The 15,570-nt window shown below is 46.9% G+C and carries 12 protein-coding genes; 4 read left to right on the forward strand and 8 right to left on the reverse strand.

The annotated features are described in order from the left end of the window. Nucleotides 1-87 precede the first annotated feature (87 nt). Complete coding sequence (locus tag AC0YN0_RS21820; RefSeq protein WP_475823145.1) at nucleotides 88-957, forward strand: AraC family transcriptional regulator; 870 nt, start codon at nucleotides 88-90, stop codon at nucleotides 955-957. Nucleotides 958-1,063: 106 nt separating this feature from the next. Here the strand turns inward: AC0YN0_RS21820 and AC0YN0_RS21825 are convergent, their stop codons facing one another. After that, a complete protein-coding gene (locus AC0YN0_RS21825; RefSeq protein ID WP_475823146.1) occupies nucleotides 1,064-1,465 on the reverse strand; it encodes a hypothetical protein in 402 nt (133 codons plus the stop codon). 468 nt (nucleotides 1,466-1,933) lie between these two features. Further along, nucleotides 1,934-2,515 (reverse strand): TetR/AcrR family transcriptional regulator, encoded by a 582-nt coding sequence (locus AC0YN0_RS21830; RefSeq protein WP_475823147.1) that lies wholly within the window; start codon nucleotides 2,513-2,515, stop codon nucleotides 1,934-1,936. Nucleotides 2,516-2,887: 372 nt separating this feature from the next. Here AC0YN0_RS21830 and AC0YN0_RS21835 point away from each other — a divergent pair, with 372 nt between their 5' ends. Next, nucleotides 2,888-4,042 (forward strand): MFS transporter, encoded by a 1,155-nt coding sequence (locus tag AC0YN0_RS21835; protein ID WP_475823474.1) that lies wholly within the window; start codon nucleotides 2,888-2,890, stop codon nucleotides 4,040-4,042. Between the two features lie 13 nt (nucleotides 4,043-4,055). On the opposite strand, the gene AC0YN0_RS21840 is transcribed toward AC0YN0_RS21835, so the two are convergent. Continuing rightward, a complete protein-coding gene (locus tag AC0YN0_RS21840) occupies nucleotides 4,056-5,024 on the reverse strand; it encodes a helix-turn-helix transcriptional regulator (protein ID WP_475823148.1) in 969 nt (322 codons plus the stop codon). Nucleotides 5,025-5,115: 91 nt separating this feature from the next. On the opposite strand from AC0YN0_RS21840, the gene AC0YN0_RS21845 reads away from it, so the two are divergent. Then, nucleotides 5,116-5,589, forward strand: a complete 474-nt coding sequence (locus AC0YN0_RS21845; protein ID WP_475823149.1) for a hypothetical protein — start codon at nucleotides 5,116-5,118, stop codon at nucleotides 5,587-5,589. Nucleotides 5,590-5,623: 34 nt separating this feature from the next. Next, complete coding sequence (locus AC0YN0_RS21850; RefSeq protein ID WP_475823150.1) at nucleotides 5,624-6,100, forward strand: GyrI-like domain-containing protein; 477 nt, start codon at nucleotides 5,624-5,626, stop codon at nucleotides 6,098-6,100. A 110-nt stretch (nucleotides 6,101-6,210) separates the two neighbouring features. On the opposite strand, the gene AC0YN0_RS21855 is transcribed toward AC0YN0_RS21850, so the two are convergent. The 5 genes from AC0YN0_RS21855 to AC0YN0_RS21875 form a co-directional block, all read right to left on the reverse strand. Continuing rightward, nucleotides 6,211-6,528: a DUF4085 family protein gene (locus AC0YN0_RS21855; protein WP_475823151.1), complete on the reverse strand. Its 318-nt coding sequence runs from the start codon at nucleotides 6,526-6,528 to the stop codon at nucleotides 6,211-6,213. 508 nt (nucleotides 6,529-7,036) lie between these two features. Continuing rightward, nucleotides 7,037-9,124: a glycosyl hydrolase 115 family protein gene (locus AC0YN0_RS21860; RefSeq protein WP_475823152.1), complete on the reverse strand. Its 2,088-nt coding sequence runs from the start codon at nucleotides 9,122-9,124 to the stop codon at nucleotides 7,037-7,039. A gap of 89 nt (nucleotides 9,125-9,213) precedes the next feature. Then, on the reverse strand, nucleotides 9,214-11,025 hold the full coding sequence (locus AC0YN0_RS21865; RefSeq protein ID WP_475823153.1) for an RICIN domain-containing protein: 1,812 nt from the start codon (nucleotides 11,023-11,025) through the stop codon (nucleotides 9,214-9,216). Between the two features lie 18 nt (nucleotides 11,026-11,043). Beyond that, a complete protein-coding gene (locus AC0YN0_RS21870) occupies nucleotides 11,044-14,208 on the reverse strand; it encodes a CBM96 family carbohydrate-binding protein (protein ID WP_475823154.1) in 3,165 nt (1,054 codons plus the stop codon). Nucleotides 14,209-14,301: 93 nt separating this feature from the next. Then, complete coding sequence (locus tag AC0YN0_RS21875; protein WP_475823155.1) at nucleotides 14,302-15,567, reverse strand: family 43 glycosylhydrolase; 1,266 nt, start codon at nucleotides 15,565-15,567, stop codon at nucleotides 14,302-14,304. Between the last annotated feature and the right edge of the window lie 3 nt (nucleotides 15,568-15,570).

Genomic DNA, 15,570 nt, shown 5'->3' on the forward strand with positions numbered 1-15,570 from the left:
ATAACGATTGAAATCGACAAAACATGTGCTAATCAGGACAAAACACATCTGTGAATGCGTCATTTTAATAATAGAGGTGAGTTTCGAATGAATCGGAATAGTGCACTTTTCAAGAGTGAGTTTTTCTTGCAAAACAACTTGCATCTATACATAAACCGCTATGCAGAAGACTTTACCGTTCCCTTTCACTCTCATGACTTCATCGAGTATTGTTATGTCGCCGAAGGAAAGGGATTCCACCACATTGAACATGAGACTTTTCCCGTGCATAAAGGCATGTTGTATGTCATACCCGTTGGCGTTTCTCATGTGTTCCGTCCTTCCACTCCTCAGTACAGCGAAGAACCGCTGATCGTCTACAATTGCTTATTTGATAGGCAAATGATTGAATTATTATCTTCGAAAATCGAGGATGCTTCGATTATGGAGCATCTAGCGACGCTGGAAAATAAATCGCAATCTTACTTCACCGTATTCGATAGAGACGGCTCGATTGAACGACTGATGAGTACGCTCTACCGCGAAATGTCCGTTCCAAATATCGGTACCAAAACGATGCTGCACGCACTATTAAGCCAATTGATTACTCTCGTATACAGGCTTAAGATCGCAACTATCGATAAATCGACAATGGATAATGCCGACTTCACCGGAATAATAAACTTTATTGAACAGCATTTATCTGAATCCATCACCTTGACGGACCTCTCTCATTATTCAAAATGGAGCAACAGGCACCTACAGCGTCTGTTTCTCAAACATTTCGGTCAGCCCTTTAGATCGTATTTACAAAATACCCGTATCCAAAAAAGCTGTGAGCTATTACGCGAATCCTCGCACAAAATCAGTGTGATATCGCAGCTCGTCGGCTATCATGATAACGGTTCATTCCATGCCGTATTCAAAAAAATAGTCGGGAAGTCGCCTACTGAATATCGCAAACTCTATAAGCAGTAAGAACGCAAAAAAGGACTCCGCAGTTTTTTCTGCGGAGTCCTTAAGGATTTTCTTGTTATATTTTTTTACTGTGGTTGTAGCTGATCACGTATTATTCTCGTCTTATTTAAAGTGAATCTATATCTTTCCTAACTCGAATATCAATTAATTCAGAGTTTTCGTTAAAACCAAAATAGATTGTTACATCTGCTACAAAAAAATATAAATTCAAAAGACTACGATAATCTCCAGCATGAACTGAAAAGTGTTTTTCACCTACAGTTGTCTTTATGCCCAATTCACTATTATAACCATTTGCATCATCTATTTTGATATCTGACCATCCTTTCTTTCTCTTTGCAAAATCGATAGCTTCGTTCATATCGGTTCCCAATGGAATTTGAGTCAACAATTTTTCTCTTATTGTGTCTTCTGACCGAGTTAATGGGTTTAACAATACCCTCATACCTTCAATAAGTATAATGCCTATAGCAATTATTATTATAAATAAAATTAGTTTTTTAATCATAATCACCCCACATTCTATACTCAATTTATTCTATTTAAATCATTAAATATAATTCTCGAGTAGACCAAAAGACTCTTTCCCTTACTTACTCTATTACTAAGTGTATCACAGCGATAATTTAGGAATAGTACCATCATTTTCTAGTACCGGACTTCTGTATCGTACGATGTTCTCCTACCAGTTGCTTCAACGAAAATAAAGGAGCAGAACCATTAAGACGGTTCTGCTCCTTGGTCATTACTCTAAAGTGTGCCGTTAGCGTAATGATTTAACCAATTAATCATCACTAAGGGGTATCTCCCACTATTCGTCCGCCGTTCACAATCAGCCATTCCCCTTTCTCCCAGTCCGACAGCCTCAGGCTTTCCGGCTTATAGTACAGATCGAACCAGTTTTAGAACATATGTTCTTAAAAGTAAATATTCTCATTTTTTAACTTTCATTAACTAACTTAGCATTTATCAGTACCTATCTTAATAATGCAAGTATTTCCTTTACAGAGTTATCAACAAATGATCGTTCTGGACGAGATTTCATAATCACAGTGATTCCTATTAACGATATGACTAGTGTCTGTGCTAAACTCTTTGCGTTAATAGCGGTATCAAGCTCACCTGAGCGCAAACCTCGTTCAATCGTTTCTTGAAATATTACCGAAAGATACATTTGATGTTCTCTTGTTAGGATTTCAAATTTCTCATCATGGGGCGAAAGTTCCACCATCGAATTGATGCAAAAGCACCCCCAGTTCGGACCACCTTCATATTCTTTTGCCACCATATTTTCAAAAAAGGCACGGAATGCTTCTTTAACAGAAGTACTATTTTGAAAATTGGCGCGAACATAGGCAGCATGGGAACTCGTATATTTGCGCAACGCAGCTTCAAATAGTCCCTTTTTGTCTCCAAAGGTGGAGTATATGCTTGGTCGCTGAATGCCCATTCTTGATGTCAAATCGCTTACAGAGGTAGCTTCGTACCCTTTTTCCCAAAATAGTTGCATAGCTGCATCCAATGCCTTTTCCTCATCAAATTCGCGTTGTCGAGCCATAGCAATCCCCTCTTTTCATATCGAACGGTACGTTATAATTTTATTGTATGAAGATTATCCTGTCAATAAGATAAGATTAACCTTTTACAGCTTACAGACCACGAATAGTGATAGGATAAAGAGTCTTCACTCTTTTGAGTCTAGCCTCTGCAGGAGTATCTTGACAGTTATCTTTTTTAAAGTTATATTTTTCAGGAAACATTTCATACCAATCAGTATTTTATTTTATAAATTTGATAAACGTAAACGGAGGCGTTAACTTTGGGAAAGATTGTAGATGAACCGAATGTCATTACCGTGGATTTCACAGACAGACACGTTGAACCAGCTCAAGAAGCGTTTATAGCATCAGAATCATTACCCGCATCTTTAATGTCTCATAAAGTGGCACTCTTATTTGCAATCGCCTGCGGACTGGCAGTCGCCAACATCTATTACGCGCAACCTTTGCTGGACGCAATTTCAACCGAGTTCGGTATTACTCATTCATCCGTCGGCATTGTAATTACAATCACTCAAGCGAGTTACGCACTCGGACTGCTATTGCTAGTGCCGCTCGGCGATCTGTTAAATCGACGTTGGCTGATCACCGGACAGATACTATTATCCGTGTTGGCTTTAGTTGTGGTTGGCACCGCCTCCACCAGCATGGTGTTATTCATAGGCATAGCTGCGGTTGGATTGCTTGCCGTAGTGACACAGACGCTCGTTGCGTTCGCTGCAACTTTGGCTGCTCCAACCGAACGTGGCAGAACTGTGGGAGTGGTGACAAGTGGAATCGTTATTGGTATTCTAATAGCGCGAACTTTCGCTGGCGTATTGACGGATTTAGCCGGTTGGCGTTCTGTCTACCTTGTCTCTGCGGTATTAACGCTAATCATGGCATGCGTATTGTATCGGGTGCTGCCGCATGATGAGAACAAAAGAGAATCATTATCCTACCTACAGTTGCTTCGTTCGCTGCTCACGATGTTCGCACAAGAACGAATCCTGCAAATTCGTGCCGTACTAGCTTTGATGATTTTTACTGCATTCAGTATATTATGGACTTCCCTCGTGTTGCCTCTCAGCGCTCCGCCGCTGTCTCTTTCACATTCTGCGATTGGAGCGTTTGGCCTCGCTGGAGTTGCTGGGGCATTAGCAGCAGCGCGGGCAGGTCGTCTTGCCGATCGAGGTTTAGGGCAGAGGACCACAGGAGTTGCACTAATTCTGTTGCTATTATCATGGTTGCCAATAAGTTATACTCAACATTCGCTTCTCGCATTAATCATCGGTATTTTCCTTCTTGACCTTGCAGTACAAGCCGTTCATGTCACCAACCAGACCATGATCCTTACACTGATCCCCGAGGCACGCAGCAGGCTCACTGCTGGTTACATGATTTTCTATTCCGTTGGAAGTGCCACCGGTTCAATCGCATCCACCAGTATCTATGCTTACTCAGGCTGGAACGGCGTGTGCTTGTTAGGTGCGATTGTCAGTGCTTTGGCTCTTCTATTCTGGGCATTAACCCGTCGCATAAAATGACTTCTGTTAAAAATCAAGAAAATCTTATATTGGATAAACGACCCTCCAAAATTAAGCGCAACTCTTCAGGAATACGCTCAAACACGACTCCTTTCCCCAAAAACAAAAGCCAATCCGCGTAATAAGACAGCGCCTCAACATCGGTCACATCCAACTGAACATTGAATATCCCGCTCGATTGAAACATTCCGGTAAAGGACAAAATAATCCCCGGCGGGTGCATGCGTTTAAAGCGTTGAATCCCAGTCGTATCGAGCTTCACAACAAGATTGGACTGACGTGAACCCATTCTTTTTTTGCTTAAAATCTCTTGCTCGGAGTACTTCATATCAAGCTCAGAAATTGCAGAATCCCGAAGCAAATCAACAGGCAGATAACGAAACTCATCCGTATCAAAATCATAAACTTCGACTAGCCATTGGGCGTTCGAGTTAAAAATATGAAGCAAATAAACGTCCAGCAACTGTGGCCAGCCAAGACTCGGCTCATAAATCAAGCGTAAATGCTTATCTCGTACAGCAAGCGAAATCAACTGATTTAGCTCCGCAGGCGCTGCATCGTCGAGCTCCAAAAGATTCGGATTAGCAGGATTTGTATTTTCAAAAAGCAAGATATTATTCAGCTCGATCAGCTCGTCTTGCTGAGTTTGCGACGCGATGCCGATAAGTTTTTCAGTGATTGAGCGGCGATTTTGCAGATAAGGCAGCTGTGAATTTTTCGAAGCCATAAAACTGATAAATATCGCCTTCAGCTCATCTGGCGTGAAACGTGCTGCGGGTAAATACTGATTTTGTAGGACATTGTAGCCTCCACCGCGCCCCAGCTCGGTCGTCAGTGGAAAACCCATCGCTTGAATCTCATTAATGTCGCGGATCGCCGTCGCGCGGGAAATCTTGAACTCCCGCTGAATCTCGGCAATCGTAAAATGTGCGCGGTTATTGATGTAGCGCATGATTAGGTTTACTCGCTCTGTTTTCTTCATGATTTTATTGTATCAAAAAAGTATCATTTTTTGATACATTCGGCAAATAGAATCGATCTTGTAAAAGTAAGTTCACAAAGGAGAGAACAAAATGCCTAATTACTCCATCCAAACGATCTCAGAAAACTACAAAATGACTGCTTTCGGTGTTTCATTTGAGGACTTCAACGACTGGGCAGGCAATTCAGCAAAAACGGCAGCGAAAAAGGCCGAAATCACTGAAAATGGCAAGCTTGCTGAACTTCTCGCGCTGGCTGACGGGCAAGAATATCAAATCAATTATGTTATCGACGGGAAGGCTTGGCGCGGCTTCGGCGTGATGGGGGATTTCAATTTGGAAGACGCGGTCGTCCTCGATTTCCTCGCTGGCGACTACCTCGTTGTGCCTGGCACAGGCTCTGACAAAGACAGCCTTGCTGATGAAATCACAGGCAAAGTGTTCGGCGGCATGCTGCAAGAAATTACAGACTACAAATACGTAGGTCCCGGTAACTCAACATTCGTCAAAGCAGCTGAAAACGATGAATTCTACGGTGAAATGTGGCTTCGCGCTAAAAAAATCTAAAACTAATCTTTGTGATAATTTGAAAGGAGCTCACATGGCAGAATACACAATTGAACACAAAAAATCATTCACATTGACCGCATACGGTTTTTCAATCCTGTCCAATTTTCAAGACATGACAGCTTTGCAACGGGAAAAAGCCGAGTTTTGGGGCAAACTCAAGGCTGACGGGCGGTTTGCTAAGCTCAAAGACGCTGCAAAAGATGATCGTGAATGGTCAGTGAACGAGGTTTATCAAGGCAAGCCGTGGAATTATTTCGCGGTAGAAGCTGGAAAGATAGTGGCTGACGCAACGCGCATTATCGAGTTTCCAGAGAGCGAGTACATCGTGGTCGCAGGAAATGGGGACAAGGAAACTTTGTTTGATCAGTTGACTTACCTTGCCTTTGGCGAAGTGTTAGCCCGAATCACTGATTATGCTTACATCGGCGGTCCAAATGCCACCTATCGCAAAGAAAACGGCGAGGGCAATTTCTACGGCGAATTTTGGGTGCCTGTGGTTAAAAAATAACTTTTTCGTCTAATTACTGTCAGCACGGCAGCTCATCATGTGTGAGCTGCCGTGCTGTCTTATTGAGCTAAAGTTCCCCGTTAGTATGTACAGCTGCCTCTGTGTATTTATTATGCTATGACCTCGATAGTAACGTTTTCAGCTGTGATCGTGAACTCCATTAAAGGACCATCTACTAACACATGTAGTTCAAAACCTGTTTCTGTGAGATAAACTTCATCGTAAAGCCAGCCACTCCCTACATTTAAGTTAGTAGGTTGAATTTGCTGCACGCCTGTAAAGGTTAGCCTAATATCCGTTAAATAATGATATCCGCCCGTACAATCCAATGTCATGATAAACGTGTCTTTCAAAGGCTTCTCAATCGAAGTTACTCGTGCATCGTGTAAAGACTTTTCATACAACTGAACAACATTTTCATACTCCAATAGCCACTGGTCAGCTATTTTTCTAAGTTCTTTGCCGCATTTGCTTTAAATAGATCACAAATAATATAAATATCGAAAAGCTAAGCGTGACCTTAACACAAGAACGAAAAAAGTAGATTAATAAAAATTTCTATTACTGTATAAAGAACACAATACTTGACCGGTTGCTGATAACGGACGCTGAACTGTCAAAACTGCTAGGTGGCTTTCGCTTGCCCATAATTTGTTGCAGCAAGTTTCACTCGAGTAAAATAGAAACGGGATGGAGCAGAAATAACATCTGATCCTTCCCATTTTCATTTAATCGCAATTATTTGTGACTGAGACTATTCCTTGCTTACTTCTGAGACATCCGGATCTCCAGAAAGAAGAGCCTCGTATAGGAAAGCGCAAACGCTTCCTTGTGATTCGCGGAAACAGCTGTTTGAAATCAAAAGCCAACGTCGTATAACCGAAAACTTCTAGTAATTAAAGCAGACCGTTCTCCACACAATGCGCCGAAAATCTGTTACTCAGTTGGCGATACCCTCCCAAGAGCGGTAAACAAAACGTCCAACTGTTGGGCTAGCTCTTCGTCGGATCGCACGCGGCGATGCGTGTTTTCCAAATAGATGTACTTCTCCGTCTCGGGCATGAGATATTGCTTGTACCATTGGAAGAAGTCCGGACTGTCGCCGTGCAGGCGGAGGTATCTCACGACTGATTCGACGTTATTGACCGTGCTGGCTATATTCGTCAAGTAATCAGCCGAATAGAAATTAGACCACTTGCCATGCTCTGCCTGATGAAGCACGACCACCCCTTCGCGATAAGCCTCTAGAGAGCGTACGGCATAGACAAAAGCCGCCGGCGCGTCGCCCTCTCTAAACGAGCGGTATGACCTGCATAAGTAATAGAAGCCTCTGCATCCCGAATCATTCAGTCGGATATGAAATAAGAGATGATCTTCGAATCTCTGTTTCTCGGAATCTGCCGTGTCGTTAAATACGATTACTGCCCGTTTCACTAGCGCCGCCCACGCTGGCAACGCCTGCTCGCACAGAGCTTCGAAGCGCTGCACCTGACGATCGAAGTCGACGTCGCCCGTCGCCCAGAACAACGGTTCAGCGGGTTGGACCCATTCTCCGCGAAGCCAGTGCCCAATGATTCTCCGTGCAGGATGGTGGTAAAACTCATCTCCGGCCTTGTCGTCTTCATGAGAACCGTAATGGATTGTAGCTTCTTCGTAGTCCGTCAGAAACTGCCTAATATGCGTATGCTGTTCCTTCGATTCCGGGAATAACCTCGAGACGAAACGTTCCCCGTGCTCCTCTATACTCGGTTGCTCATTCCCCCACATTTCCGCAATCAAGTCTAATGTGTAGAGGTGTTGCCGGATATTGCCGCTGTTGATCAGCCAATAATCATGCGCTTGCGCGGCAAACGCGGATTCCAGTTCCTCCCGCATAAGAGAGACCGGCGAAGGAAATAGCGTTAGATGATTTGAAGCCTGTAGATCATGAAAAGTCACATGATAGTAGATACCATGGGCCTCCCCTTCCTTTGGAATTGGGAGCGCAGGTATTCTATGATTCACGTTACCGTGGCGGCGAGACACCATTTTACCGTATCCGTTGTCCGCCCAGACGAGAATGACTCCTTCCGGCACGTTGAGATGTCCTTGCTTGTATAGTTCCGCAATTTCCCCATACATGGCCATACAGCATACCGGATCGGCGACTGCTTCCCGGACCATCTCATACTGTCTTCGGACGGCTAGCTCGATCAGTCGGCCGCGCTTCCGCGGCGTATCGAAAGCAGGATCGTTTTCCCAGAAAGGAGCGTCTCCTTGTCCACGGAACGACAGCACCCATACCGTGTCCCGATCCTTCTGCTTCTCGATGGCTTCCGCCCACAGCGCCTCGAATAGACGAGGGTGCTCATGGTAGCTCGCCTTTAGCCCCTCGTAAGCGCGCAGAAACATTTCTGCCCCGAGCGGCTCCGCATGATGATGCGTGATCCAAAGTCCCATCTCGGAAGCGAGATCCGCATGAATGCCTGACTTCGGCAAATCCGTTCCTGGAATCACCATATTGCCCCCGCATCGTAATAATGCTTCGAAGACGGGCAGCCATACCTCATCGGTCGGCGGATAGCTCGGCTTCCAGCCGATTAAGCACACTTCGTCGTTCACGAACCAGCCCCTGAAACGCGTCTTCGGTTTCTCGGAAACATAGCCGGACGATGGCATCTCAATAGCTTCCCTATGTTGGGGAGGCAGATCCGCCCAGAACCAGAACGGATCAACGCCAAGGACGAAGCGGCTATAGTGCAGGATACCGTATACGAGACCACGATCGTCTCGCCCGATGATCTCGACGCTGTGTTCATTTCTCACGAGCAGAGCGAATGCTTCCGGCCACCTCGGGCAAGCATCTGCTTCATCCGCGTAACGGATGGTAACGATCGTTCCCGCGGCGCCCTTGGCGTCCCCGAGAAGGGCTTTGGAACGAAAAACGGATTTATGATCTCGATATAGCATTCGAAGCGCGTGCTTTACCGGACTTGCCGCTTGCGTAGGTTCAATGTACGTCGTCATTGCGTCAATCCAAGGCATGACTCACTCTCCCTAAATTATAATGAAGAAAAAATGACCGGAATCGCTTATACGCGCATTCCGGTCATCTTTTTGATCGCTGCGTATGCTTATTTCTTCTCGAAGACCCATACCGTGCTTGAATCCGCTGATCCTGTATTCCATTTCAATTCATTATCCGAAGTGGCATGCATATACTCCCTGCCGGCATGCTGGTTATTCATCCGGAAACCGCGGCCAACCACAGGTTCAAAACTCCACAGAGAGTCGCTGATAACAGCACCCGAGTTCCAGATCACCATGTTGTTGGCGATGTCGGTATCCAGATAATAACGTCCCGTCCTCGCATTCTTGATCGTCCAATAACCGGAAGCGTCTCGAGAAACGATCCAATCTTGGTCATCATAGCTCGAAAGCGGAGCGAGTATGACTGCGCCATTCGCATCGGTATCAAGATATTTTCCAGATGCCGCGTTTTTGATTTTGTAGGTTGCTCCGCTAATAATCTCAATCTGACGCAGCGCGTGAGAGACGAATGGTACGTAGAATTCCTCGATGCCGCGGAAGTTCGGGTGCGTACCGGTAGGCGTATCCGTATCGAACTCCGAGCTAGCGCGCGTTGCTAGAGTTCCGGGCAACCCGTCATAGCCTAAGTTGTCAAACGTATATGTCCACCTATCATTCTGTTCCCTCGTATTAAGGACGGCGTCATCGTAAAGATTGGCCACCGTAACACCCCACTTTGCGCACGCAGTCAGTTCTATCGTATGAAGAATGTCCTGACGCTCGACAGTGCGTCCCCCAGCAAGTCTATGTACCGCGACATAGACGAGCTTCGCGTTCGGCCACTTCAGCTTCATCTGATATATCGAATTCTCGAAAGCGCCCGCAACGGTACCAATGTCTAGCGCAGCCGGGTCTTTGTTCTCCCCCACGGAGCCCCAATGGCTGTCATTGGTTTCATAAGCGTCATTCGTTCCGCCGTCGAAGACGACGAAGTCGGGAGAAGCTGCAGGGGCATTCGTAACTTGGTTAACTATCTGTCCTCCCGACCCGCCAGGCATGATCGTTGCACCGTTCTTAGCGCCGTTATAAGTCAGCAACATGCCCTCCCTAGCCGCCACGAATTCAGCGAAGCCTGCTCTAGAGTACTTATGACCATCGACAATACTGTCGCCGAAAGCGTACATGGTCTTACCCACGAGAGGAAGATCAAGCTGCTGGACGGGAGCAAACAGTTTGAAGTTATCGATCATCTGCGTGCCGTTGCCGCCAGCCGTATAGTAGTTGCTCGCGATCATCTTGGCCACGCCGGTTGCCTGCGTTGGAATATCGACCTGTTCAATTAGGGTGCTGACGTTTTTCTCCGCGATCGAGTAGCTCACGGTTTTCTGGTCAAAGTCGGCAAGCAGCCGGACCGTGTACGTCTTGGAAGAGTCAAGGGTAACTTTGGACCACGTCGGCTCCCAGTCGAACTGAGATTGGGTGGAATCCGAGTCCCTTCCACTTGTCGAATAACGCAGCTCCGTGCCCTTGGCGCCAGAAATTGCAAAGATTAACCTGCCATACAGATCGCGGAACTCAATACCCGTCTTCTTGCCATCGCTCACGACGGCCGTTTTCCAATCAAAGGTCAGGTCTACAAGCCGCTGCCCGGAGATATTGGCGTCAAAATGTTTGACGGAAGTCGAGTAGTTCCCCATGTTCTGTGTTACGTTGAGTACACCGCCGGAAATCGACGCACCTGCATCAAATCCGAACGTACCGCTGCCATTCGTGAAATCTTCATTGATTAAGGTCGCGCCTGCTGTTACAGCGGGCATAGCCACATCTGCATTCGCTAGCCCAGGCTGCGATCCTAAACCATAAACAGTGGACATAGACAATAGGGAGATAAGGATTGCTCTCATCGCACGCTTCACTGTATATCCCTCCCAAGTTTACTGTTTCTCGAAGATCCAGACCGTACTGGAATCCGCGGCACCCGTATTCCACTTCAACTCATCCGCCGAAGTGGCATACATATACTCCCTTCCGGCATACAGATTGTTCACCCGGTAGCCTCCGCCCGAGACGGATTCAAGACTCCATAAGGAATCGGAAATCACTGCCCCTGAGTTCCAGATTACTTGGTTGTTGGTGGCGTCGGTATCCAAGTAATACCGTCCTGATCTGGTATTTTTGATAGTCCAATTACCGGATGCATCTTGGGTCACGATCCAGTTCTGGTCGTCAAAAGTCGAATTGGGGGCGAGTATGACTACGCCATTCGCATCGGTATCGAGATATTTACCGGATACCGAATTTTTGATTTTATAAGTAGCACCGCTAACGATGCCGCTGCCGTTTACGGATTCTTGGAACACTTTAATCGAGTCGAAATTCGCTGCTCCTGGAGCATTTTCCGTGTAAAAACGAATTTTCGCAATATCGGATACCGGCGAAATCAGCGGTGCTTGGTTGAGCATCTTGATTCCGTTAATATAAAGATCGAAAGTATCCGTATCGGTGTTGATCTCCATATCAAGCTTAAACCATGCCCGGGTATAATAGCTTTGCAGAGTCGTCCAAACTCCGCTTGCATTCCTATAGACAATATTACCGGCTTGATCGAAGGCTACTCTGATAATCGCGTTTCCTGCTCCGTCGTATACGTACGGCGCAGCATACCATTGCGTGGTGTCGTCCTTGCGAACCCTCGCTTCCAACTTCACAACACCGCTAACCGGCGTGAAGGATTTCTCCGCATAAGAGACGCCGGATGAGGTTGAAGTACGGTTAATCCGCAGGCTGCGATCCAAGATACCCGGCTTATCGGCTATATTGACCGTCCCCCCCGTTGTGCCGCTCGTCGTCCAGCCCGTGGGAGCGCTGCCAGCGCTTAGGCTGTCAAAGTTGTCGTTGACGGAATAAACCGTATTAAGAGTGGGAATAGAAGCATTCGTCAGCACCCTTACCGTCTCGTATCCGTTCATATTAACGACGACATCGTTCCCGCTGCTTGTATAAGATTTGGTTCCGGTCGATACCCAGTTATTATTCGCATCGTAGTAACCGATCGTCATCGTCACGGGCCCATAGAGGAGCAAATTCTTAAGCGTAAAGGTAGACGACGTTTTGCTCGCCAGCGCAATCTCTTTGTCGCTTCTCTCAACCGCGATCCCGACTCCGGTGTTGCTCGTGCCATAGGTCACGTCTATGCCGCGCAATTTCTTCGTGACCGTGGCCGATCCGTTCGCATGCTCGTTGAAGAACTTGAGCCTCGTTCCGCCGGCAGCGTCCGGCTGGTTGGTCGCAAGATCATGCCACAGAGTCCGGAGCCAGAAATTCGTCTTCTTGATACCCTCGATATTGCTGTTATTCGCCACCGGAACATTGCCGGTTCCGTTGTTGTACATATCATTGCCGTCGTTGGCCATGAAGTTGTACAGGTTGTAAAGAGATCCTCCCGCAAGCGTGGCCAGATTCAGATAATCCGAATTGGAACGGTTGGCGGCAGTCTCCATGATCATGGGGAGGTTGCGCCCATAATTATAGGGATAATATTCTGCATCGCTCCAAAGTCCGAGACCGTAACGGAAGCCTTCGTCAGTCGTGCCGATATACGGATCGTACCCGACAAAGTCGACATAGCTCGTGCCTCCGCTGGCTTTTAACTCCTCGTTTCGGTACAGGAAGTAGAATTGCTGGGAATGGAAATTGATTCTCGTCCAGACCGGGTAGTTGGACTGTTTTACGGCCGCCCCTAGGTTTTGGGCATACTTCGCGAAGGTATCCCACATGAACAGATTTTCTGACGTGAAGCCTCCGGCGGTATACGCAGCCTGACTGTAAGGGGAATAGGATCGACCTCCCCCGATCATATTGCTCGGCTCGTTCGTGATTTGGGCGCCGACGACCGTCTTCTTGTTGCCGTGCGAGCTATTATAGACAGCGACATGGTCGAACAAATTTTTTAAAGCCGTGTATTCCTGACTTCTAAGAGTCGGGTCGTCCTTCGACATAAGAAAATCATAAACGTAATCGTTCAAGCGTATTCCCGCCATCTTCTGCTGCAGTACTCGTCCATCATAAGCTTGCGCTTTCTCATAATTTCGGATGACGTAGTAGGGAACACGGCTGTCGATCGTATGCTTGGTCGTATCTGTGCCGAACCACATCAGCTCCAATTTAAGATTGGCCGCTTCCGCCCAGCCGATCACCTTATCGACCCAACTGTAATCCCACACGTCCTTACGAGAAATGACAAGTTGCGGAGCCAGCGTCGTCCCCGTAGCCCCATCGATTGTCACGCCTATGTTATTCGTCGTGTCCGCCCTTAGCATAAAGCTGGCTTTTTTCCCATCCCCATAGGCATGGTTATTGAGAAAGTCTGTCACGTCGAAGTCATAAACCGCTACTTGACTCACGGGATCATAGGAAGGCGTTACGCCCAGATCGAAGTAATCGACGCCCTGCGTCCCCGACAAGTTGTATCCGCTATGATTAGGCGCGCCGTTGTTCCATGTCATCGTGGACGCATTCCAGGAATCATTCGCGATACCGTATAGATGCAGGTTGGCGGTTCCGCTATCCATCGCATTGACATAAATACGAATCTTCGCCGCATCCGCATGCGTGCCGGAGAGACTGGAAAAATCGAACTTGAAGTAAGATAACGCCTGATTACTCGTATTGGCCGAATCGTATTTCGCTTTCATGGAGCCGCTGCTCGAGAAATTCGTATTCGCGTTCGTTCCGCCGGAGATGTAGGTCGACTCGATCGCCGGGAAAGCCTGATCCGGTTGAATCATCGACCACAGAATTTGAGAGTTGACGACTGTAAATCCATTGTCGGCGGCCATCTGATAAACGTTTTGCATCTGCGCGTCGGTGTAATTAAATCTCTCAATAATTTTATCGTCTCGAATCTGAATGCCGTTGAAGAAGAACGGCTTCCCATCCACATTCATGACGATCCTGTCGTGGGCGGACAGCGAGGTATCGATTGTGGAGATCGGAGTCGCGGCTGCCGCGCTTTGCATAGTCTGAAATGATAGTAAACCCGTCAGTAGCGTCATGATGGAAAGAGTAATACCGAATCGTTGAATAAACGGTTTGGACATCATTTTCCCTCTCTTTCACATGCTATTATTCGATGAACGGAAATCAAACGCTATCGCCCTTGCAGTAGAACATTCCCCGACATATGACTACCTTCAAACGCAAACTTTAACGCTTTCAATTATCACGAAGTCATCGTCGCTTCCGAATTGCGTGCCGTCTTTTTTGTACCAAACGCCGTGATCACCCATGACCCTGACTCGCATCGTATAGCTTCCAGAAGAAAGGGTCGGTGATACATATTTCATATTGGAATCCGAAACCAAGCTATAGAAATCAACTACTGCTCGATGAACAAGTTGGTCCGCTTCATCATACAGCGTAAATTCCGCATACCCGCCATGACAATCGCTAGTTCCGTAAACGATAATACGCGAGCCTTCAAATGCATGACTTACGGTTGCCCCGCGTTCATTGGAACGAAACGGCAACAGTTCTGTCGTGCCATCAAGCAGTACCTGGGAAACCGATTCACTCTCCCATGCCGGCCAATAATTCGAAATGGAACACGTGTCTTCATGAACGGTGATAGGCAGCCATACCTGCGTGGCGCTCGAGGCTTGATAAGGATACGACCAACGATCCCCCATATAGACAGGTACGGGCTTTCCGTCGGCTTCTAGAGAAAAGACGAATGAACATTGGGAGTTATAGGTCAAGCTGCCTTCCGGGCAAAATAACCCTTGTTTTTTCCAAGGACCATGCAAGTCCTTAGAAACAAGATAATAGTTGTCGTTTCTTTCCCAGCTTGTTTTGTTGGAGAACATCATGAAATAATGGTCCCCATGGCGGAACATGGCCGGCGACTCGCCGCCTGGCGCAATATTGTCCGCGACCTTCTCCACCGCGGTCAGATAGTCATCGCTTAACCGATATATGTCGCCTTCGTGCACCAATAGATAGGCTGTTCCGTCATCGTCGACGAAGGTACCCATATCCCACATTCTGATAGGTTCCCCTTCGAACAGCAGCGGTCCTTGGAACTGAAACGTACCATCAATCGTATCGCAAGTCGCAAGCCCAATGCACGGATCCGTATATTTCAAGTTATCCGTGTGCATCAACATGACAAAGGTGCCGGTTTTGCGGCTCTTCAATACCTTTACCCGCTCTCCAACCCGGTCAGGGCCAAGAAGTCCATGTTCCTGCGGCGGCAATGCCAAGCCTTCAAAATGCCAATCCGCTAGGTTTCGAGAAGAGTAACACGAAAAGCCGATGTATTTGTTGACATCGTTCGTTTTGTATTCTCCGAATAGGTAAAAGTTTTCTCCTTCTTTCACCACGCATGCACCGTGCGCATTGACAGTCTCCCGATTCTGATCGAACCACGGAACGCCGTTGAAAATACAAGCTCTATTCATCGT

It is taken from the genome of Paenibacillus sp. J22P218 (assembly GCF_056269195.1).